18 protein-coding genes are annotated in these 20422 nt (G+C 71.5%); 10 read left to right on the plus strand and 8 right to left on the minus strand.

The annotated features are described in order from the left end of the window. Positions 1 to 31: 31 nt before the first annotated feature. The 4 genes from IO36_RS40415 to IO36_RS40430 all read left to right on the plus strand — a co-directional run bounded on the left by IO36_RS40415 (position 32) and on the right by IO36_RS40430 (position 7149). The gene (locus tag IO36_RS40415) at positions 32 to 1837 is read left to right on the plus strand and encodes an ABC-F family ATP-binding cassette domain-containing protein (RefSeq protein WP_037628144.1); all 1806 of its coding nucleotides are present in this window, start codon (positions 32 to 34) and stop codon (positions 1835 to 1837) included. Between the two features lie 416 nt (positions 1838 to 2253). Further along, positions 2254 to 4125 carry an outer membrane protein assembly factor BamB family protein gene (locus IO36_RS40420; protein ID WP_037628145.1) on the plus strand — a complete coding sequence of 624 codons (1872 nt, stop codon included), beginning with the start codon at positions 2254 to 2256 and terminating at the stop codon, positions 4123 to 4125. A 79-nt stretch (positions 4126 to 4204) separates the two neighbouring features. After that, entirely contained in the window at positions 4205 to 6142 is a 1938-nt protein-coding gene (locus IO36_RS40425) for an outer membrane protein assembly factor BamB family protein (RefSeq protein ID WP_037628146.1), read from the plus strand. A 299-nt stretch (positions 6143 to 6441) separates the two neighbouring features. Beyond that, positions 6442 to 7149: a helix-turn-helix transcriptional regulator gene (locus tag IO36_RS40430; RefSeq protein ID WP_037628147.1), complete on the plus strand. Its 708-nt coding sequence runs from the start codon at positions 6442 to 6444 to the stop codon at positions 7147 to 7149. Between the two features lie 236 nt (positions 7150 to 7385). Here the strand turns inward: IO36_RS40430 and IO36_RS40435 are convergent, their stop codons facing one another. From IO36_RS40435 to IO36_RS40450, 4 genes are all read right to left on the minus strand, one after another. After that, positions 7386 to 8282, minus strand: coding sequence for an NAD(P)-dependent oxidoreductase (locus tag IO36_RS40435; protein WP_037628148.1), 897 nt, complete (start codon positions 8280 to 8282; stop codon positions 7386 to 7388). Between the two features lie 78 nt (positions 8283 to 8360). Next, positions 8361 to 9641, minus strand: coding sequence for a M48 family metallopeptidase (locus tag IO36_RS40440; RefSeq protein WP_037628149.1), 1281 nt, complete (start codon positions 9639 to 9641; stop codon positions 8361 to 8363). Between the two features lie 159 nt (positions 9642 to 9800). Continuing rightward, positions 9801 to 10118: a hypothetical protein gene (locus IO36_RS40445; RefSeq protein ID WP_037628151.1), complete on the minus strand. Its 318-nt coding sequence runs from the start codon at positions 10116 to 10118 to the stop codon at positions 9801 to 9803. A gap of 40 nt (positions 10119 to 10158) precedes the next feature. Next, entirely contained in the window at positions 10159 to 11859 is a 1701-nt protein-coding gene (locus IO36_RS40450; RefSeq protein ID WP_037628152.1) for a sodium:solute symporter family protein, read from the minus strand. 179 nt (positions 11860 to 12038) lie between these two features. Here IO36_RS40450 and galT point away from each other — a divergent pair, with 179 nt between their 5' ends. Genes galT through galK form a run of 3 tightly spaced genes read left to right on the plus strand, consistent with a single transcriptional unit; the run spans position 12039 to position 15247 of the window. Beyond that, positions 12039 to 13127, plus strand: coding sequence for a galactose-1-phosphate uridylyltransferase (gene galT, locus IO36_RS40455; RefSeq protein WP_037628153.1), 1089 nt, complete (start codon positions 12039 to 12041; stop codon positions 13125 to 13127). Next, complete coding sequence (gene galE, locus IO36_RS40460; RefSeq protein WP_037628154.1) at positions 13124 to 14092, plus strand: UDP-glucose 4-epimerase GalE; 969 nt, start codon at positions 13124 to 13126, stop codon at positions 14090 to 14092. Before galT ends, galE begins: the two co-directional genes overlap by 4 nt. Before the next feature lie 12 nt (positions 14093 to 14104). Continuing rightward, positions 14105 to 15247 carry a galactokinase gene (galK, locus tag IO36_RS40465; RefSeq protein WP_037628312.1) on the plus strand — a complete coding sequence of 381 codons (1143 nt, stop codon included), beginning with the start codon at positions 14105 to 14107 and terminating at the stop codon, positions 15245 to 15247. Between the two features lie 138 nt (positions 15248 to 15385). Here galK and IO36_RS40470 read toward each other — a convergent pair whose 3' ends face one another. Continuing rightward, positions 15386 to 15847 carry a GNAT family N-acetyltransferase gene (locus IO36_RS40470; protein ID WP_209441348.1) on the minus strand — a complete coding sequence of 154 codons (462 nt, stop codon included), beginning with the start codon at positions 15845 to 15847 and terminating at the stop codon, positions 15386 to 15388. Between the two features lie 257 nt (positions 15848 to 16104). Here IO36_RS40470 and IO36_RS40475 point away from each other — a divergent pair, with 257 nt between their 5' ends. Beyond that, positions 16105 to 16872, plus strand: a complete 768-nt coding sequence (locus IO36_RS40475) for a LuxR C-terminal-related transcriptional regulator (protein ID WP_037628156.1) — start codon at positions 16105 to 16107, stop codon at positions 16870 to 16872. On the opposite strand, the gene IO36_RS40480 is transcribed toward IO36_RS40475, so the two are convergent. Then, positions 16831 to 17328 (minus strand): MarR family winged helix-turn-helix transcriptional regulator, encoded by a 498-nt coding sequence (locus tag IO36_RS40480; RefSeq protein ID WP_037628157.1) that lies wholly within the window; start codon positions 17326 to 17328, stop codon positions 16831 to 16833. The two genes, IO36_RS40475 and IO36_RS40480, sit on opposite strands and share 42 nt — an antisense overlap. Before the next feature lie 173 nt (positions 17329 to 17501). Between IO36_RS40480 and IO36_RS40485 the strand changes: the two genes are divergently transcribed. Beyond that, on the plus strand, positions 17502 to 18320 hold the full coding sequence (locus IO36_RS40485) for a trans-aconitate 2-methyltransferase (protein ID WP_037628158.1): 819 nt from the start codon (positions 17502 to 17504) through the stop codon (positions 18318 to 18320). Further along, a complete protein-coding gene (locus IO36_RS40490) occupies positions 18320 to 18691 on the plus strand; it encodes a VOC family protein (protein WP_037628160.1) in 372 nt (123 codons plus the stop codon). The genes IO36_RS40485 and IO36_RS40490 overlap by 1 nt, the downstream gene beginning before the upstream one ends. Before the next feature lie 22 nt (positions 18692 to 18713). Here IO36_RS40490 and IO36_RS40495 read toward each other — a convergent pair whose 3' ends face one another. Both IO36_RS40495 and IO36_RS40500 read right to left on the minus strand, forming a co-directional pair. Further along, positions 18714 to 19391 (minus strand): TetR/AcrR family transcriptional regulator, encoded by a 678-nt coding sequence (locus IO36_RS40495; RefSeq protein WP_037628161.1) that lies wholly within the window; start codon positions 19389 to 19391, stop codon positions 18714 to 18716. Next, positions 19388 to 20401, minus strand: a complete 1014-nt coding sequence (locus IO36_RS40500; RefSeq protein WP_037628162.1) for an acyl-CoA desaturase — start codon at positions 20399 to 20401, stop codon at positions 19388 to 19390. The genes IO36_RS40495 and IO36_RS40500 overlap by 4 nt, the downstream gene beginning before the upstream one ends. Positions 20402 to 20422: the final 21 nt, after the last annotated feature.

The following is a 20422-nucleotide window of genomic DNA, read 5'->3' on the forward strand; positions in this document are numbered from 1 at the left end:
GGGTCGATCGTCCCCCTTGTTCAGGAGAGAAATGGCCGTCAACCTGGTCAATGTCGAGTCCGTCAGCAAGGTGTACGGCACCCGTGCACTGCTCGACGGAGTCTCCCTCGGCGTCAGCGAGGGGGACCGCATCGGCGTCGTCGGCCGCAACGGCGACGGCAAGACCACCCTGATCCGCATGCTCGCCAAGCTGGAGGAGGCCGACACCGGCCGGGTCACCCACTCCGGCGGCCTGCACCTCGGCGTGCTCACCCAGCACGACTCGCTCGACCCGACGGCCACCGTGCGCCACGAGGTCATCCGGGACATGGCCGACCACGAGTGGGCGGGCAACGCCAAGATCCGGGACGTCCTGACCGGACTGTTCGGCGGCCTCGACCTGCCCGGCTTCCCGCAGGGCCTCGACACCGTGATCGGCCCGCTCTCCGGCGGCGAGCGCCGCAGGATCGCGCTGGCCAAGCTGCTCATCGAGGAGCAGGACCTGATCATCCTCGACGAGCCCACCAACCACCTGGACGTCGAGGGCATCGCCTGGCTCGCCCAGCACCTGCGCGAACGCCGCTCCGCCCTGGTCTGCGTGACGCACGACCGGTGGTTCCTCGACCAGGTCTGCACCCGGATGTGGGACGTGCAGAAGGGCGCCGTCTACGAGTACGAGGGCGGCTACAGCGACTACGTGTTCGCCCGCGCCGAGCGTGAGCGCATCGCCGCGACCGAGGAGGTCAAGCGGCAGAACCTGGTCCGCAAGGAGCTGGCCTGGCTGCGCCGCGGCGCGCCCGCCCGCACCTCCAAGCCGCGCTTCCGCGTCGAGGCGGCCAACGAGCTGATCGCCGACGTGCCGCCGCCGCGCGACAAGAGCGAGCTGATGCGGTTCGCCAACTCCCGGCTCGGCAAGACTGTCTTCGAGCTGGAGGACGTGACCGTGCAGGCCGGGCCCAAGGTCCTGCTCAAGCACCTCACCTGGCAGCTCGGCCCCGGCGACCGGATCGGCCTGGTCGGCGTCAACGGCGCGGGCAAGACCTCGCTGCTGCGCGCCCTGGCCGAGGCCGCTCGTACCGAGGGCGAGAAGCAGCCCGCCGCCGGCCGGATCGTCACCGGCAAGACCGTCAAACTCGCCTACCTCTCCCAGGAGGTCGGCGAACTCGACCCCACCTGGCGGGTGCTCCAGGCCGTCCAGTCCGTCCGCGACCGCGTCGACCTCGGCAAGGGCCGCGAGCTGACCGCGGGGCAGTTGTGCGAGACGTTCGGCTTCAACAAGGAGAAGCAGTGGACGCCGGTCGGCGACCTCAGCGGCGGTGAGCGCAGGCGGCTCCAGATCCTGCGCCTGCTGATGGACGAGCCCAACGTCCTCTTCCTCGACGAGCCCACCAACGACCTCGACATCGAGACCCTCACCCAGCTCGAGGACCTCCTCGACGGCTGGCCCGGCTCCATGATCGTGATCTCCCACGACCGCTTCTTCATCGAGCGCACCACGGACAACGTGTTCGCCCTCCTCGGCGACGGCACCCTGCGGATGCTTCCGCGCGGTATCGACGAGTACCTGGAGCGGCGCAGGAAGATGGAGGAGGCGGCCGCGGCCTCCGTGCTCGCCGCCGCCCCCGCTCCCGCGAAGGCCGCCTCGGCCGCCGACGCCCGTGCCGCGAAGAAGGAACTCCAGAAGATCGAGCGGCAGCTGGACAAGATCTCCGAGAAGGAGACCAAGCTGCACGCCCAGATCGCCGACAACGCCACCGACTTCGGAAAGGTGGCCCAACTCGACGCGGAGCTGCGCGAGTTGGCCGGCGAGCGGGAGGATCTGGAAATGCGCTGGCTGGAGCTGGCCGAGGACGCGTGACCGACGCGGGCCCCCTCTGCGTCACGGAGGGGGCGATTCTTCCCCTGGTGTACGTGCGGTGCCTTTCGGTACGCAAAGGCGCCGCGCGCCCGGCGCGTCCCTCGGGCGTGTGCGGCCCACGTGCAGGGCGCACAAGTTCCTCCGCGCGCCCGTGAGTTGTCCGTGGCGCCCCGCGTGAGCGCGTTCCGGCGGCGCCGAACTCGCCCCGCGCGCCCGGCGTGAAGGGCCCGTGAAGGCGCGTAACGACGGCATCACAGCCCGGTCCTCCCTTGGGAACAGGGCGCGCACCGGCCCCCTGCCCGCGCCCCCCGGAGTGATAGAAAGAGCGTTCTGAGAACAGTCTGAGACCCATCGGGCGAGGCGCGAATCGGGCGCCGCCGGTGGGGGGTCACATCAGTGAAGAGGGGGACGCGCTGATGAGTCAGCCGCCGAGTGGGCCGTCGCAGGGCGGATTCGGAGCACCGCAGGACCAGCCGCCGACGGGCGGTGCCGGCGCCTCGCCGGACCCGCGGTCGCAGGGAGGATTCGGCGCACCTCCGAGCGCGCCGCAGGGCGCCGGGCAGGACCCGCGTTCGCAGGGCGCGCCCGCGAACCCGCCCGCCGCGCCCCAGGGCACGCCCCCTCCTCCGGCCCAGCCGCCCGCCGGACCTCCGCAGCCCGGCTACGGATACCCGCAGCAGCCCGGCCCCTACGCCCAGCCGGGCCCGTACGGACAGCCGCAGCAGCCGGGTCCCTACGGCCAGCCGGGTCCCTACGGATACGGGCAGCAGCCGGGATACGGCTATCCGCCCCAGACGCCCTACCCGGGCGCACCCGGCGGCCCGCAGCCGGGCGGTCCCGGCGGGGGCTCGAAGAACCCGTTCAAGGGCAAGCCCGCGCTCGTGATCGCGGCCGCGGTGGCCGGACTGCTCGTCGTCGGCGGCACCGTCTGGGCCGTCACCTCCGGCGGTGACGACAAGAAGCCCGTCGCCAAGGAGAGCCCGAGCAGCAGCCCGTCCGTGTCCGCGCCCGCCTCCCAGGCCTCGGCCAACCCCGGTGACGGCAGCGGTGACGGCGGCGAGGAGAACGACGACCTGAACGCCGGCCGCAAGGCGGGCGAGGCGAAGGTCCTCTGGTACAAGTCGGCGCCCGACGCGCCCGGTTCGGGCGCCGACGCCCCCGGGATGTGGATCACCGGCAAGACCGCGGTGAAGGCCGCGTACAAGCAGCTGTTCGCGTTCGGCGTCCAGGACGGCAAGCCCGCCTGGGACGCACTGGAGTTCCCGCAGAAGATCTGCGCGGCCACCCAGCAGAAGACGGCCGACGACAAGATCGTCATCGCGTACATGAGCAGCGCCGCCAGCAGCGCCAAGTGCAACCAGCTCCAGCAGATCGACCTGAACACCGGCGCCAAGGGCTGGAGCGCGAAGGTCGCCGACGGCACCCTGTTCGACAGCACGCTCTCCGTCGAACTGTCCCTTACCGGCAAGACGCTGACGGTCGGCCGCTCGATGTCGGGAACGGCCTACGACGTCACCAGCGGCAAGAAGCTGTGGGACAAGGAGAAGTACGGCGCGAACTGCTACCCGGCCGGATTCGCGGGCGGCTCCAAGCTGCTGGCCGTCTCGTCCTGCGGGGCCGGCAGCAGCACCGAGCACGACGAGGTGCAGGAACTGGACCCGGCCACCGGCAAGGCCCGGTGGACGACGAAGATCCCCAAGGGCTGGCGGGTCGGGCACGCCTACTCCGTCGACCCGGTCGTGCTCTCGCTGACCAACGACGCCAAGAAGACGGTGAACATCACCGCCCTGAAGAACGACGGCAGCCTGCGCTCGCAGCTCAAGAGCGACGACGGCTTCGCGCCCGAGTGCGGCTTCGCGATCCTCGACCGCGATCTGACGGGCTGCTTCGGCACCGCCTCCGACGCGAACACGCTCTACCTGCCGACCGAGGCCAAGAGCGGCCCCAACGAGATCGTCGCGTTCAACCTCGCGACCGGCAAGGAGAAGTGGCGCGTCAAGTCCCCGACGGACGCGACGATGATGCCGATGCGGACCGAGGGCACGCAGCTCCTCGCCTACGTCGAGGCGTCCTACGACGGCGGCGGCCGGGTCGTGTCGATCCCGACCGGCGGCACCGCCCACACCCCCGTGAAGCTGCTCCAGAACCCGGCGGGCACCGCGGCCATCGAGTCCGGCTTCTACTCGAAGGCCGTCGACTACGTGGACGGGCGGTTCTACATCTCCACCACCCGGCTGACGGGCAATGACCAGACGAAGGAGAAGCTGATGCTGGCCTACGGCAAGTGACCGACGCCCCCGCCCCGTTCCGTCGCGCCGCCGTGCGCACGGGCCCGCCGTCCCCTTCGCATTCCGAGGTAGTCACGTCATGAGTCAGCCGCCCCCGCCGCCGAACGAGCCCCCGAAGGGCTTCGGCGCCCCCCAGGACCCCGCCCAGGGCGCCGAGCAGAACCCGGCCGAGACCCCCGCGCCGGGCGGTCCCGGCGCACCGCAGGACCCGCCGCCGCCGGGCTTCGGGGCACCGCAGGGCCCGCCGCCGGGCTTCGGCGCTCCCCAGGACCCGGCCCCCCAGGGCTTCGGTGCTCCCCAGGAGCCGTCGGCCGGCGGGTTCGGTCCGCCGACCCCTCCGCCCGCCGCCGCGGGCCCCGGTTACGGCTACCCGCAGACACCCCCGCCGGCGTCCCCGCAGCAGCCCTACGGCTACCCGCAGACGCCGCCCCCGGCCCAGCCGGGCTACGGCTACCCGGGCCAGCCGCAGGCCCCGTACAACCCCGCGGGCCAGCCGAGCCCCTACGGCTACCCGCAGCCGCAGACCATGCCGATGCAGCCGCAGCCCCCGCAGCCGGGCGGCGGCCGCAAGGTCAACAGCCAGCTGCTCATCATCGTCGCGGCCGTGGTGGCCGTCGCGCTGATCGTCGGCGGCGGTGTCCTGTACTCGCAGCGCTCCGGCGGCGGTGACAACAACGTGAGCACCGCGGGGCCGACCGGCGGCCCCGGCGGCAACGACGGCAAGGACGGCGACAAGAAGAACGGCGGCAAGGAGAAGGCGCCCGCGAACACGGCCTCCTCGCTGCTGTTCCAGCTCCCCGCGCCGGCCGTGCCCAAGGGCATCACGAGCGTGGCCACCAACGGCTCCTGGCTCACCGACAAGGTGTACGCCAAGACCGGCAACGCCGAGATCAACGGCTACGACCGGGACACCGGCGCCAAGACCTGGACGATCAAGCTGCCCGGCCCGGTGTGCCAGGCCAGCCGGCACACCACGGACTCGGACCGCTCGGCGATCATCTACGAGCCGGCCATGCCCACCAAGGCGCAGCCCTCGCACGGATGCACCCAGCTCGCCGCCATCGACCTCGACGCGGGCGCGAAGCTCTGGACCCGGACGATCAAGTCCGGTGACCAGCAGATCAACCTCGACAACGTGACGATCAGCGGCAACACGGTCGCCGCCGGCAGCACGGGCGGCGGCGGAGCGTTCGACATCTCCACCGGCAAGGCGCTGTGGGCGCCGAAGACGGGCGACAGCTGCTACGACGCCGGCTACGGCGGCGGCGAGAAGCTGGTCGCGGTCCGCAAGTGCGGTGAGTACGGCAGTACGCGCCAGCTGCACATCCAGACCATCGACCCGAAGTCCGGGAAGGTGATCTCCGAGTACAAGATGTCGCCCGGCATCGAGTACGCCAGCATCGTCTCCACCGACCCGCTGGTCGTGGCCGCCGACGTCGGCGACTCCGCCGGTGACGGCAGCGGCATCTCGGACTTCTTCTCCATCGACAACAAGACCGGCAAGCTGCGGGCGAAGATCTCGGCACCCGGCAAGACCTACGCCGCCAAGTGCGACGGCATCACCCGGATCGAGTTCTGCAAGTCGCTGGCCGTCGGCAACGACAAGCTCTACGTCCCGACGGAGGAGCACGACGGCTCCGGCGACTACAGCCGGACCAACGAGATCGTCGCCTTCGACCTGGCCACCGGCAAGCAGACCGGTCAGCGCGCGGACGCCGGCGACGGCTACGACATCACCCCGCTGCGCATGGACGGCACCAGCATCCTCGCCTACAAGCGACCGCCGTACGACAAGGGCGGGCAGATCGTCTCCATCGACGGGACCTCCTTCAAGGAGACCAAGCTGATGGAGAACCCGGCGACCCAGTCGACCCGGGACGCGGAGTCGAGCATGCTGCCGGACTACGCCGAGATCCTCTACGACGAGGGCCGCCTCTACATGTCCCAGGTCTACGCGGACAAGCCGACCTCCGCGACGGACAAGGCATACCTGGCGATCGCCTTCGGAACGAAGTGAGTCTCCCTTTCGAGTGAACCGAAGTGATCACCTTCGAAAGAAATAGGTGATCGTTTCTCCGGACCAATTCGTCCGGGCCGAAACACCGTGTGCGGCTCCGTCCCTGTTCAGGGCCGGGGCCGTACGCGTACCCCGCATCACTCCCTATTGGGTGGGATTTCGATATTCCGGGTCACTTCTCTCCAGTAGGGGAAGCGCAACGTCGAACAAGCGTGTAGCTTCCGGGGGATGGAGAGCCGGGGGGCTCCTAATCCACGGGGAACCAGTGGGGATGCTCGGGGGGACTGGGGGGTTGCCTGATGGGAGTCCGGCTCATGGTGGTCGACGACCACCGACTGCTCGCCGAGGCGTTGGCCTCGGCACTGAAACTGCGCGGGCACAGGGTGCTCGCCGCGGCCGCGCCCGCCGCGGGGGCGGCGGACCTGGTGATCACCAGGGCGCCCGAGGTGTGCCTGATCGGCACGGCGACACCGGCCGAGCCGGGGATCTTCGACCCGGTCGTGCGGATCAAACGGGAGCGTCCGCAGGTGGCGGTCCTGGTGCTCGGCCCGGTGCCGAACCCGCGCGGGATCGCCGCCGCGTTCGCCGCCGGCGCCTCCGGCTACGTACGTCATGACGAGCGCATCGAGGGGGTCGAGCGCGCGATCATGAAGGCGCGGGCGGGCGAGGCGGCCGTGGCCCCGCAACTGCTCCAGGGCGCCTTCAGCGAGCTGCTCAATCCCGCCGCCCAGCCCGACGACGAGGGGCAGCGGCTGCTCCAGATGCTGACCCCCCGCGAGGTGGAGGTCCTGGTGCGGGTCGCCGACGGCGAGGACACCCGGCTGATCGCGGCCGGCATGGGCATCGCCCCGTCCACGGCCCGCACCCATGTCCAGCGGGTCCTGATGAAACTGGGCGTGGGCTCCCGCCTGGAGGCGGCGGCCCTCGCGGCCCGCACGGGCCTCCTGGACCGCGCGGGCCCGATCCCGCCCCAGTCCCGCCACCCCGACCCGGACACCACCCGCTGAGCCGACCGGACGCGGACCACCGGGCTCACGGGCTGCCGGCTCGTGCACCGACGGGCCGAGTCCCGGCCGTCCGCACCCGGCGCGCGCCGGGCGAACTCGGCGGAGGCCCGGCGCACACCGACTCGGGGCCGGCGGGCTCAGGGGCCTTTGAACCGCCGGCTCCCCGACCGCCGGCTCCCCGACCGCCGGCTCCCCGACCGCCGGCTCTCCGGTCGACGGGCTCGCGGGGCCCGGGCTCACGGGGAGGGCGGCTTTCCCTCCTCGAAGCTCGCGAAGTAGGCCGCGGCCATGTCCTCGTCGCCGTGGCCGAGGGCGCCGGCGCGGCCGAAGCGTTCGGCGGCGGCCTCGGCGACGTCTAGGCGCACCCCGTTCCGCCGCCCCGCGTCCACGATCAGCCGGGCGTCCTTCTCCGCGGTCCCGACGGCGAAACTGGCCGGGGACAGCCGGTCCTCCAGGACGAGCGCGGACTTGGCGCGCAGATAGCCCATGTCGAGCGGCCCGTCCGCGATGAGTCCGAAGAAGTCCTCGGGGTCCACGCCGAGGCCCCTGGCCAGGGCGAGCACCTCGCCGGTCGCGGCGGTCGCGGCGAGCACCCAGCTGTTGGCGACGAGCTTGAGCCGGGTGGCGCTGCCCGCCGCGCCGTCCTCGCCGGTCCACACCGTACGGGCGCCGACGGCGTCGAAGACGGGCGTGACGGTGTCGCGAGCGGCGCTCGGGCCGGCGGCGAGCACGGTCAGCTGCCCGGCCTCGGCGGGCGCGCGCGTCCCGAGGACGGGCGCGTCGAAGAAGACGAGCCCGTGGGCCGAGGCGAACGCGGCGAGCTCGCCGATCGCCTCGGTCCCGGCGGTGGTGGACTGCACCCAGACGGCCCCGCTCCCGAGCCCGGGTTCCGCCCGGCGCATCACGTCGAGCGCGGCCGGGCCGTCGTGCAGCATCGTCAGGACGACGTCGGCGCCCCGCACGGCCTCCTCCGGGGTGTCCGCGACGTGCGCCCCGTCGGCGGCCAGCGGCTCGGCCTTGTCGCGGGAGCGGTTCCAGACCCGGACGCCGAGCCCGGCCCGGGCGAGGTTACGGGCCATCGCGGCCCCCATGATCCCGGTGCCGAGAACAGTGACGGTGAGTTTGTCGGTCATGCTCCCCAGCCTTCCCCCTCGCCCGCGCTTCTCCCGCCCGGGGTGCGAAGGATCCGGGGGGAAGGTCCTTCGTACCTCCTACGAGCCGTCCCGGATGATCCGGCGGGCCACCTTCGCCCGGACGTCGGCCAGTTCCCCGGCGATCCGGAGCTCGCGCTCGGGGTCGCTCACGACGGCAGCCGGCAGTGGTTCGCCGATCAGCAGGCAGGCGTGACGCAGATGGGTCGGCGGGTGGGAGTCGTCCACGCTGTGGCCGCGCAGGACGGCGACCCGCCGCAGCCGGGCGCGCTCGTGTTCCGGCACGGACGCCAGATCCGCGGCGAGCCGCTCCCACAGCCCGTCCGCGAGGGCGTCGGCCGCCGCCCTGCCGCGCGGGGCCTTGAGCGCGGACAGGTTGACCTCCCGCTGGAGCGTCACGGCCGCGGAGTCCGAGATCAGCAGCCGGTCCAGCAGCCCCAGCGCGGCCTCGGTGGACCCCGCGCGGGCGCCGACGCGGTCGGCGAGGTACTCGGCGCGCCGGGCTGCCCGCAGGGTCAGTCCCGACAGGAGCGTCATCAGCCCTCGCACGATCAGCCGGGGCGGGATGTAGAGCAGGTTGACGATCCGGTCGAGGCCGCTCGGATCGGCGATGGGCAGGAAGTAGTAGTACCAGGTGCTCAGCGAACGGCCGGCGGTCCAGACGACGAGGCCGTGCCCGGTGTCCCCGTTGACGTAGTGGCCCATCTCGTGGCCGAGCAGGGCGATCCGCTGCTGCGGGGTGAGGACCTCCCACAGAGGCAGCCCCAGGGTGAGGAGCCGGCGCCCGCGCACTCCGTAGCCCTCCACGCTCGCGTTGATCTCGCCGTCGACGGCGATCGCGTCGACACCGCGGGTGCCGGCGACGCGGGCGACCTCGTCGACGAGCGCGAAGAGTTCGGGGGCGTCGGCACGGCGCAGGACGGGGGTGTTCTCCGGCAGCCGGCCGAACCGGGGCCGCAGCGACCACCCCAGGGCGAGGAGGAAGAGCCCCGGAACCATGCCCCAGCCGCCCCATCCTCCGACGAGGAACCACAGGCCCCCGGCGGCCAGGACCAGAGTCAGGGCGTGGACGACGAGCGCGACCGCGACCGCGAGGACGGCTGCGGAGTCCCGCCGGGCCCGCAGGTCCCCGCCGGCGCCCAGCTCGGCCAGCAGCCGCTCACCGTGCCGCTGCGCCTGGGCGTGCCGGGCCCTGGCGAGCCGGCCCCGCTTCTCCTTCGGAGGCTGCGGATCGACGTTCCAGTCGCAGGCGGCGCACCACACGGGGAACCGTCTGTCCCCGCGGACCTCCGCCCCGCAGTCCGGGCATGGCTGAACTGTTTCCGCCGTGGCGGTGTGCATCGCTGGATCTCCCCTGCCCCACGGCCCCTCCCCAGAGGCCGTCCGTACCTGTTCCGGCGAAGGAGATCACAGTGGCGGGGCGGCGTAAAGGGCCAGGTCCGGGTGGTGTTCCGGGGCCGGGGCCGGAGTTCGTGCGAACTCCGGCCCCGGTCAAGGGGGTCAGGGCCGAGGGGGAGCCTGCTCCTCGGTCGTGGACTGTGGCAGTGGGGGCGGGAGGGGGCGCAGCCACAGCCAGGTCAGGAAGAACAGGCCGAGGGCGAGCATGCCGAGGCCGGTCCAGAGGTTGATGTTGACGCCGCCGGCCTTGGCGAGGTCGGCGTCGGAGGCCGTGATGCCGGCGATGGTGACGATGACGCCGTAGATCACGAACAGACCGCCGATGATGCGGCGGATGTCGAACAGCCGGGCCGCGGTCGTGGACTGTTTCTCCAGTTCCGAGACCTCGCGCTGGAGGTTTTCTTCCGAATAGTCGGACATGGTGATTCGATTCTCTCTCGTCGTAGCGGGCCGGGACTCGTCAGAACGAGAACGGGACGTAGCAGGCGGCGGCCAGGATCACCGCGCCCCAGCCCAGCAGGGCGGGCCTGCGGTACCAGGCGTCGTCACCGGCGGCCGGCGGCTCCGCCATGCCGGGGGAGACCGTGCCGTAGACCAGGCCCTGGAGTTCGTGCGCGGGCTTGGGGGCGGTGAACAGCGAGACCCCGAGCATCACCACGCCGCCGGCCACGAAACCGGCGATGGCGGACACGAAATTGGCGCCCTGGTCGGAGGGGAAGCCGATGATGCCCTGCTTGTAGAAGACGAAGTAGTTCACCATCGCGGCCGTCGTACCGGCCAGCAGGCCCCAGAAGCCGGACTTCACCGACGCCCGCTTCCAGAACATGCCGACGATGAAGACCGCGAACATCGGCACGTTGAAGAAGGAGAAGAGCGTCTGGAGGTAGCTCATGATGTTGGAGAAGGACGAGGCCAGGAAGGCCGTGCCGATCGACGCCAGGACGCCGATCACCGTGATCAGCCGGCCGAAGCGGACGTAGTAGCCGTCCTCCCGGCCCCTGACCACGTACTTCGCCCAGATGTCGGTGGTGAAGACCGTGTTGAACGACGAGACGTTGGCCGCCATGCCGGCCATGAACGCGGCCAGCAGACCGGTCACCGCGATGCCGAGGACCCCGTTGGGCAGCAGTTCCTGCATCAGATACGGGATCGCGTCGTTGTACTGGAGCCCCGAGCCGGGGGTGCCGATCTTCGGGACCAGGACGGCCGCCACCAGACCCGGGATCATCACCAGGAAGACGATGAAGATCTTCGGGTAGGCCGCGATGAGCGGGGTGCGCTGCGCCGCCGAGAGGTTCTTGGCCGACAGCGCGCGCTGCACCTCGGCGAAGTTCGTCGTCCAGTAGCCGAAGGACAGCACGAAACCGAGGCCGAGCACGATGGTCAGCCAGTTGGCGCCGAGCGGGTTGGCGCTGCCGATGCCGGTGCCGCCCCAGGCCGTCGTGAAGTCGGCGCCGTGGGTCTTGTCGAGGGAGTCCGTCAGGCCGTCCCAGCCGCCCACCCGGTGCAGGCCGAGCGCTGCGATCGGGATCAGCGCCGCCAGGATCACGAAGAACTGCAGCACCTCGTTGTAGATCGCGGAGGAGAGCCCGCCCAGGGTGATGTAGGCGAGGACGAAGAACCCGGCGACCACGATCGCCACCCACTGCGGCCAGCCGAGCAGCGCCTCGACCACGATCGCGAGCGAGTAGAGGTTGACGCCGGCGATGAGGACGGCGGCGAAGGCGAACAGGACCGAACTCAGCAGATGCGCCCATTTGTCGAAGCGCAGGAGCAGGAACTCGGGCACCGAGCGAACCTTGGAGCCGTAGTAGAACGGCATCATCACCAGGCCGAGGAAGACCATCGCCGGGATGGCGCCGATCCAGTACCAGTGGACGGTGTAGACGCCGTACTGGGCGCTGTTGGCGGCCATGCCGAGGATCTCGGTGGCGCCCAGGTTGGCCGAGATGAAGGCCAGACCGGTGATCCAGGCGGGCAGTGAGCGCCCGGACAGGAAGAAGTCGAGGCTGGTCCTGACCGAGCGCCGGGCCGCGAAGCCGATGCCGAGGACCACCGCGAAGTAGATGCCGAGGATTGTGTAGTCGAGTGCGTTCGTGGGGAGTCGCAGCTCGGCGGCGAGCAGGGTGCCCGTTTGGAGCGGATGTGTGGGGGACTGCATCAGAACTCGCTTCGTCTCATGAACCTATCGGACCGGAACTTATGCCTCCGCATTCAGGAGATGCACCCTTCGAGTGGTGCTCTTTGTTGGATTGTGACGTTGACTGTCGTGGTGGCTTGTGGTTTGTTGTGTTGGGTTATGTTTGAAGGTTTGATCGGGTGCTGATGGGGAGTCCGACTGTGAAGAAGACCTCGACCCGGCTCGCCGACGGTCGTGAGCTCATCTACTACGACGCGGGCGACGACCGGGTGCGCGACGCGGTGGACCGGCGCCCGCTCGATCCGACCGTCACCACCTCGGAGGTGCGCCGCGACCCGCTGCTCGGCGACTCGGTCGCGATCGCCTCGCACCGCCAGGGGCGCATCTACCACCCGCCGGCGGACGAGTGCCCGCTGTGCCCGTCCTCGGGCGACCGGCTGAGCGAGATCCCGGAATCCTCCTACGACGTCGTCGTGTTCGAGAACCGTTTCCCCTCGCTGGCCGGCGACTCCGGCCGCTGCGAGGTCGTCTGCTTCACCTCCGACCACGACGCGTCCTTCGCGGATCTGACGGAGGCACAGGCCGCCCTCGTGCTGGAGGCGTGGACGGACCGCACCGCCGAGCTGTCCCATCTGCCCTCCGTCCGGCAGGTCTTCTGCTTCGAGAACCGTGGCGCCGAGATCGGCGTGACGCTCGGTCACCCGCACGGGCAGATCTACGGCTACCCCTTCACCACCCCCCGTACCGCACTGATGCTGCGTTCGCTCGCCGCCCACAAGGAGGCCACCGGAGGGGCGAATCTGTTCGACGACGTCCTCGCACGGGAGATCGCGGACGGCTCGCGCGTCGTCCTGTCGAGCGAGCACTGGGTCGCCTTCGTCCCCTACGCCGCCCACTGGCCCTACGAGGTCCACCTCTATCCCCGCCGCCGGGTGCCCGACCTGCTCGGCCTCGACGAGGGCGCGCGCACAGAGTTTCCCCAGGTGTATCTGGAACTCTTGAGACGCTTCGACCGGATCTTCGACGAAGGGAACGGCGGGAAGGACGGGGCCGCGGAGCCGCCGACGCCGTACATCGCGGCGTGGCACCAGGCTCCCTTCGGCCCGCTGGAGGAGTTCGAGGGCGTCAACCGCGACGATTTCGCGCTCCACCTCGAGCTTTTCACCATTCGCCGCACTTCCGGCAAGCTGAAGTTCCTCGCGGGTTCCGAGTCCGGCATGAACGTGTTCATCAACGACGTGCCGCCGGAGACCGCGGCTCAGCGACTGCGAGAGGTAGCGAGTTCATGAGTGGGAAGTACCTGGTGACGGGCGGGGCCGGCTACGTGGGCAGCGTGGTCGCGCGCCATCTGATCGAGGCGGGCCACGAGGTCACGGTCCTCGACAACCTCTCGACGGGCTTCCGCGAGGGCGTGCCCTCGGGCGCCGCGTTCATCGAGGGCGACATCCGCGACGCCGCCAAGTGGCTGGACCCCTCCTACGACGCCGTCCTGCACTTCGCCGCGTTCTCGCAGGTCGGCGAGTCCGTGGTGAAGCCCGAGAAGTACTGGGACAACAACGTCGGCGGCACCATGGCCCTGCTCGCCGCGATGCGCGACGCCGGGGTGCGCACCCTGGTCTTCTCCTCCACCGCCGCCACCTACGGCGAGCCCGAGACCACCCCGATCAGGGAGTCCGCGCCGACCCGGCCCACCAACCCCTACGGCGCCTCCAAGCTCGCCGTCGACCACATGATCACCGGCGAGGCGGCGGCGCACGGCCTCGGCGCGGTCTCCCTGCGCTACTTCAACGTGGCCGGCGCCTACGGCGACAGCGGCGAGCGGCACGACCCCGAGTCGCACCTCATCCCGCTGGTCCTCCAGGTCGCGCAGGGCCGCCGCGACGCGATCTCCGTCTTCGGCGACGACTACCCGACGCCCGACGGCACCTGCATCCGCGACTACATCCACGTCGCGGACCTCGCCGAGGCGCACCTGCTGGCCCTCGCGGCCGCGGCCCCCGGCGAGCACCTGATCTGCAACCTCGGCAACGGCAACGGTTTCTCCGTCCGCGAGGTCGTGGAGACGGTGCGCCAGGTGACCGGACACCCGATCCCCGAGGTCGTGGCCCCGCGCCGCGGCGGGGACCCGGCGGTCCTGGTCGCCTCGGCCGACACCGCCCGGGAGCGGCTCGGCTGGAACCCGTCCCGCGCGGATCTCGCGGGGATCGTCGCGGACGCGTGGGAGTTCGCACAGAAGAACACGGCGAAGGGGTAGCGGGTGGAGCAGGTGGGGGTACGTGAGGGCTTCGAGGAGCTGTACGGCGCCGCGCCGGAGGGCGTCTGGGCGGCGCCCGGCCGGGTCAACCTGATCGGCGAGTACACGGACTTCAACGAGGGGTTCGTGATGCCGCTCGCGCTGCCGCACACGGCGGTCGCGGCGGTGTCCCGCCGGTCCGACGGGGTGCTGCGGCTGCACTCGGCGGACATCGAGGGGCCCGTCGTCGAACTGCGCGTCGACGAACTGACGCCCCGGTCGGACACCGGCTGGGCCGCCTATCCGGCGGGCGTGGTCTGGGCGCTGCGCGAGGCCGGCCACGCCATCGGCGGCGCGGACCTCCATCTGTCGTCCACCGTCCCCACCGGCGCGGGGCTCTCCTCCTCCGCGGCCCTGGAGGTCGTCACCGCCCTCGCCCTCGACGAGCTGTACGGGCTCGGGCTCACCCGGCCGGAGCTGGCACGGCTCGCCCAGCGCGCCGAGAACGACTTCGTCGGCGTGCCCTGCGGTGTCATGGACCAGACCGCGTCGGCGTGCTGCACCGAGGGCCACGCCCTGCACCTGGACTGCCGGGACCTGTCCATCCGCCAGGTCCCCTTCGACCTCGCCGCCCAGGGGCTCGAACTGCTGGTCGTCGACACCCGGGTGAAGCACGCGCTCGGCGACGGGGCGTACGCCGAGCGGCGCGCGGGGTGCGAGGAGGGGGCGCGGCAGCTGGGCGTGTCCCATCTGCGCGACGTCGCGTACGAGGAGCTCGACGCCGCTCTCGCGCGGCTGTCCGACGAGCGGGTGCGGCGCTACGTCCGGCACGTCGTCTCCGACGACCACCGGGTGGAGCGGGTCATCACCCTGCTCGACGCGGGTGACGTCCGGGCGATCGGGCCGGTCCTGACGGACGGTCACGCGTCGCTGCGGGACGATCTGCGGATCTCGTGTCCCGAGCTGGATCTCGCCGTTTCGGCGGCGAACTCCGCGGGGGCGCTCGGTGCGCGGATGACGGGGGGTGGGTTCGGGGGGTCGGCGGTCGTGCTGGTGGAGGCGGCCGATGCCGACGGGGTCACCAAGGCGGTGGTGGAGGCCTTCGCCGAGGCGGGGTTCACCGCTCCGCGGGTGTTTCCGGCGGTGCCCTCCGCGGGGGCCCGGCGGATCGGCTGAGGCAGGAGTTCTTCGCCCCCTCCGCCCCTACCCGTCCCGTACCCGGGGGCGCTGCCCCCGGACCCCCGCTCCTCAAACGCCGGAGGGGCTGGAACGTGTGCCGGAGGGGCTGGAACTCGCCCCGGTCGGGGCCGGGCCTCAGGTGCTGGGAGGCCAGCTTTTCGTCAGGGTGTACTCCGTGATTCCCGGGGGGTAGTCGGGGATCACGGAGACCACCTCGTAGCCCTGTTTGCGGTAGAAGTCGGGGGCCTGGAAGTCCCAGGTCTCCACGCGGGCGGCGGTACAGCCGCGGGTTCCGGCGGCCCGCTCGGCCTCGGTGAGCAGCCGGCTCCCCAGGCCCGTACCGCGGTGGAGGCCGTCGACCCACAGATAGGTGACGTGCAGCCAGGTCGTCCAGGTGTGGCCCGCGAGTCCGCCGGCCAGGGTGCCGTCCTCCGCCAGGGCCCAGACATGGAGCGGGACTTCGCGCTCACCGGGGGTCCCGCGCAGCGCGCGCAGCACGGGGGACGCGGCCGTGTTCGTCTCCAGCAGCCGTCTGCGGAGCAGATCCCGACGCTCCTTGTCGTCTCCTGTCTCGATACGAAACATACGGCTCACCATAAACGCGCTGGCCAACCAGTTCTGCAAATTGCCTTCCGCTCCCCGCCCCCGGCCGTACTCTGATGAACGGTGCCGGTGGGGGCCGGTGCCGATCAGGGGGCGAGACAGTCGGGTACGACGCCCGAAGTGGGGGTAGCACTTCCAGCACGGCGGCGGCCGTGCGGCGGCGGCACCTCGTTTTCCGGGGTCGCAAGCGGGTCCGGGATCACCTCGGGCGCCGTACCCGTACGGATCGTCCCCCGACAGTGGGGGTTTCTGTGGTTCGCATCCGAGTACTGGTCGTCGACGACCATCGCATCTTCGCCGAGTCGCTCGCCGCCGCGCTCGCGGCCGAGCCCGACGTCGACGTGTCCGCCGCCGGCAGCGGTCCGGCCGCGCTGCGCTGCCTCGAACGCGCGGCGGCCGAGGGCCGCCGCTTCGACGTGCTCCTCGTCGACGCCGACCTGGGCGGGAACGTGCCCGGGACGCGTCCGGCGGTGCCCGTCCAGGAGAGCAACGAGGACGGCCTGGTCGACGGCATATCGCTGGTGGCCGGAGTGCGTTCGGGACAGCCCGGCGTACGGACCGTCGTGCTGGCCGAGAAGGACGACCCGCGCCGGGCCGCGCTCGCCCTCCAGGCCGGTGCCTCGGGCTGGGTCGCCAAGGACTGCTCGCTGTCGCGGCTGCTCACCGTCATCCGGGGTGTCCTGCGCGACGAGACCCATCTGCCGCCCGCGCTGCTGACCGGGGTGCTCCGGGAGCTGACCGCCGCGCGCAAGCACCGCACCGAGAGCGAACGGCTCGTCGAGTCGCTGACACCCCGGGAGCGCGAGGTCCTGCGCTGCATGGTCGCCGGACTCGGGCGCAAGGCGGTGGCGGAGCGGCTGTTCCTGTCGCCGCACACGGTGCGCACCCATATGCAGAACGTCCTCGGGAAGCTCGGGGTGCACTCCACCCTCGCCGCCGTGGCACTGGCCCGGCGGGCGGGTGTCGGACCGGTCGACCTAGCCGGGGATGTTGTCGAACGGGGCGGTCAACTGGCGTAGCAGTCCGGCCAGTTCGCCGCGCTGGCCCCGGCTCAGCTCGGCGAGGATCGCCCGCTCCTGGTCGAGCAGTCCGGCCAGCGCCTGGTCGGCGCGGTCGCAGCCCTCGTCCGTGAGGCGCACGAGCACGCCCCTGCGGTCGCTCGGGTCCGGGAGGCGTTCCACGAGACCCTTCTTGGTCAGCCGGTCGATGCGGTTGGTCATCGTGCCCGACGTGACGAGCGTCTGCGTCAGCAGCTGTCCGGGTGAGAGCTGGTACGGGGATCCCGCGCGCCGCAGCGCCGTCAGGACGTCGAACTCCCAGGGCTCCAGGCTGTGCTCGGCGAAAGCGAGCCGGCGCGCCCGGTCCAGGTGCCGGGCCAGCCTGCTCACCCGGCTGAGCACCTCGAGCGGTTCCACGTCGAGGTCCGGGCGCTCCCGGCGCCACGCAGCGACCAGCCGATCGACCTCGTCCTCCATGACGATCAGTGTAGTGGTTGTGTCGACGTGAAGTCTCTTGAGATGGAGTTTCTCGAAACCAAGTCTCTTGACGTCGAGATAGTTTTCCTGTGAGTCTGGAGATACGAACGGTCCGGTCGCCGCCGCCCCGCCGCGGTGCGCGACCCCCGCGCCGACATCCGAGGAGGCCACCCATGACCGCCGCCCCCAGCCCCACCTGGGACCCGGGCCAGTACCTGCGCCACGCCCGGCACCGGGCCCGCCCCTACGCCGACCTCCTCGCCCAGGTGGGCGACCTGCCCGGCGACCCCGCCCGCATCGCCGACCTCGGCTGCGGCCCCGGCAACGTCACGGCCCACCTCGCCGGCCGCTGGCCCGCCGCCCGCATCACCGGCTACGACAACTCCGCCGACATGCTGGCCCGCACCGAGGAGTACGCCGGTCCCACGGCCGGCGGCGGACGGCTCGACTTCGCCCACGCCGACCTCACCGACTGGACGCCCGCGGAGACCTACGACCTGATCACCTCGAACGCCGCCCTCCAGTGGGTGCCCGGACACCTGGACGCGCTCCCCGGCTGGCTCGACGCCCTCGCGCCCGGCGGCACGCTCGCCTTCCAGATGCCCCACAACACCGACGCCCCGCTGCACGTCCTGCTGCGCGAACTCACCGGCTCCCCCCGCTGGAAGGGCCTCGTCAAAGACGCCCCGCGCGCCGCGGACTCCGTCCACGACCCGGTCGTCTACCTGGACCGCCTGGAGAGCGCCGGCTGCCGTACGAACGTCTGGGAGACCACGTACATGCAGCTGCTGACCGGGAAGGACCCCGTGCTCGACTGGGCGAAGGGGACCGCGCTGCGGCCCGTGCTGACCGCCCTCGCCGACGACCCCGAGGCCGCCGACGCCTTCCTCACCGCCTACCGGGACCTGCTGCGCGAGGCCTACCCCGCCCGGCCCTACGGCACCGTGCTGCCGTTCCGCCGGCTGTTCGCCGTCGCCCGGAAGGAGGCCTGATGATCACCGCGCTCGACCATGTCCAGCTCGCCGCCCCGCCCGGATCCGAGGACCGGCTGCGCGCCTTCTACACCGGCGCCCTCGGCCTGGCCGAGACCCCCAAGCCGCCCGTCCTCGCCGGACGCGGGGGCTGCTGGTTCGAGACCGGGTCCGTCCGGCTGCACCTCGGGATCGAGGCCGACTTCCGTCCCGCGCGGAAGGCCCACCCGGGACTGCGCGTCACCGGCATCGACGCCCTCGCCGCCCGGATCGCCGCCGCCGGAGCCCCCGTCAGCTGGGACGAGGACCTGCCCGGCCACCGGCGCTTCTTCTCCGAGGACCCCGTCGGCAACCGCCTGGAGTTCCTGGAGCCGCTCCCGCCCCCGGACTGAACCGGGGGCGCGCGCCGCGCCCTCAGGCCTTGCGATGCCCTATCAGCCGCGGCTTCGGCTCCAGACCGTCCAGCCCGTGCCACGCCAGGTTCACCAGATGCGCGGCCACCTCCGCCTTGCGCGGCTTGCGGACGTCCAGCCACCACTGGCCCGTCAGCGCCACCATGCCCACCAGCGCCTGGGCGTACAGCGGCGCCAGCTTCGAGTCGAAGCCGCGGCTCTTGAACTCCCGGCCCAGGATGTCCTCCACCTGGGTGGCGATGTCCGAGATCAGCGACGCGAACGAACCCGTCGACTGCGGGATCGGCGAGTCACGGACCAGGATGCGGAACCCGTCCGTGTACTCCTCGATGTAGTCCAGCAGGGCGAACGCCGCCTGCTCGCACAGCTCCCGCGGATGGCCCGCCGTCAGCGAACCGGTCACCATGTCCAGCAGCCGCCGCATCTCACGGTCGACCACCACCGCGTACAGGCCCTCCTTGCCGCCGAAGTGCTCGTAGACCACCGGCTTCGAGACGCCGGCCTTCGCCGCGATCTCCTCCACCGACGTGCCCTCGAACCCCTTGGCCGCGAACAGGGTGCGGCCGATCTCCAGCAGCTGCTGCCGGCGCTCGGCGCCGGTCATGCGGGTGCGGCGCGCGCGCCGCGGCTTTTCGGTGCTCGGGGTGCTGCTGGAGTCGGTCGCCACGCCGTCAATCATGCCGCTTCGGCGGCTTCCGTCTTGCGCCGGGAGCCGTTCCCGCCCTCGCTGCGCCGTGAATCGAGACGTGAGCGTGACGGCCAGCGCACGTCGTAGGCCCAGCCGAGCTGCTCGCACCAGCGGATGATCCGCGCCGACGAGTCGATCTGGCCGCGGTCCACCCCGTGCCGGGCGGACGTCGGGTCGGAGTGGTGGAGGTTGTGCCAGGACTCGCCGCACGAGAGCACCGCCAGCCACCACACGTTCCCCGAACGGTCCCGCGACCTGAAGGGCCGCTTGCCGACCGCGTGGCAGATCGAGTTGATCGACCAGGTCACATGGTGCAGCAGCGCCACCCGGACGAGTGACCCCCAGAAGAACCCGGTGAACGCGCCCCACCACGACATCGTCACCAGACCGCCGATCAGCGGCGGCAGCGCCAGCGACAGCAGCGTCCACAGGATGAACTGGCGCGAGATCGCCCGGATCACCGGGTCCTTGACCAGATCGGGCGCGTACTTCTCCTGCGAGGTCCGCTCCTCGTCGAACATCCAGCCGATGTGGGCCCACCACAGGCCCTTCATCAGCGCCGGAACCGTCTCGCCGTACCGCCACGGGGAGTGCGGGTCGCCCTCCGCGTCGGAGAACCTGTGGTGCCTGCGGTGGTCGGCCACCCAGCGCACGAGGGGACCCTCGACCGCCATCGAGCCGGCGATGGCGATCGCGATCCGCAGCGGACGCTTCGCCTTGAACGAGCCATGGGTGAAGTAGCGGTGGTAGCCGATCGTCACACCGTGGCAGCCCAGGTAGTAGAAGAAGACCAGCAGGCCGACGTCCAGCCAGCTCAGCCCCCGTCCCCAGGCCAGCGGCACCGCCGCGAGCAGCGCCAGGAAGGGGACGGCGATGAAGAGAAGAAGGGTGATCTGCTCGAGCGATCCCTTTTTCTCGCCGCCGAGGGTCGCGGCGGGGAGCGCGGTCGCGTCGTCGTCCGCCCGTGGGGCGTCGTCGATCACATCGGAACTCGTGGTCATGTGGGCGTCCCCTGGAGGGTT

The sequence above is a fragment of the Streptomyces aureus genome (assembly GCF_000725495.1).
Lineage (GTDB): Bacteria > Actinomycetota > Actinomycetes > Streptomycetales > Streptomycetaceae > Streptomyces > Streptomyces aureus_B.

Bases quoted from the DNA above. Each gene is read 5' to 3' on its own strand.
- IO36_RS40485 (WP_037628158.1), top strand. From the start codon at position 17,502: ATGACCGCCGCCCCCAGCCCCACCTGGGACCCGGGCCAGTACCTGCGC.
- IO36_RS40445 (WP_037628151.1), bottom strand. From the start codon at position 10,118: ATGTCCGACTATTCGGAAGAAAACCTCCAGCGCGAGGTCTCGGAACTG.
- IO36_RS40495 (WP_037628161.1), bottom strand. From the start codon at position 19,391: ATGATTGACGGCGTGGCGACCGACTCCAGCAGCACCCCGAGCACCGAA.
- IO36_RS40440 (WP_037628149.1), bottom strand. From the start codon at position 9,641: ATGCACACCGCCACGGCGGAAACAGTTCAGCCATGCCCGGACTGCGGG.
- IO36_RS40415 (WP_037628144.1), top strand. From the start codon at position 32: ATGGCCGTCAACCTGGTCAATGTCGAGTCCGTCAGCAAGGTGTACGGC.
- IO36_RS40470 (WP_209441348.1), bottom strand. From the start codon at position 15,847: ATGGTGAGCCGTATGTTTCGTATCGAGACAGGAGACGACAAGGAGCGT.
- IO36_RS40450 (WP_037628152.1), bottom strand. From the start codon at position 11,859: ATGCAGTCCCCCACACATCCGCTCCAAACGGGCACCCTGCTCGCCGCC.
- IO36_RS40480 (WP_037628157.1), bottom strand. From the start codon at position 17,328: ATGGAGGACGAGGTCGATCGGCTGGTCGCTGCGTGGCGCCGGGAGCGC.
- galE (WP_037628154.1), top strand. From the start codon at position 13,124: ATGAGTGGGAAGTACCTGGTGACGGGCGGGGCCGGCTACGTGGGCAGC.
- IO36_RS40425 (WP_037628146.1), top strand. From the start codon at position 4,205: ATGAGTCAGCCGCCCCCGCCGCCGAACGAGCCCCCGAAGGGCTTCGGC.
- IO36_RS40435 (WP_037628148.1), bottom strand. From the start codon at position 8,282: ATGACCGACAAACTCACCGTCACTGTTCTCGGCACCGGGATCATGGGG.
- IO36_RS40420 (WP_037628145.1), top strand. From the start codon at position 2,254: ATGAGTCAGCCGCCGAGTGGGCCGTCGCAGGGCGGATTCGGAGCACCG.
- IO36_RS40500 (WP_037628162.1), bottom strand. From the start codon at position 20,401: ATGACCACGAGTTCCGATGTGATCGACGACGCCCCACGGGCGGACGAC.
- IO36_RS40490 (WP_037628160.1), top strand. From the start codon at position 18,320: ATGATCACCGCGCTCGACCATGTCCAGCTCGCCGCCCCGCCCGGATCC.
- IO36_RS40430 (WP_037628147.1), top strand. From the start codon at position 6,442: ATGGGAGTCCGGCTCATGGTGGTCGACGACCACCGACTGCTCGCCGAG.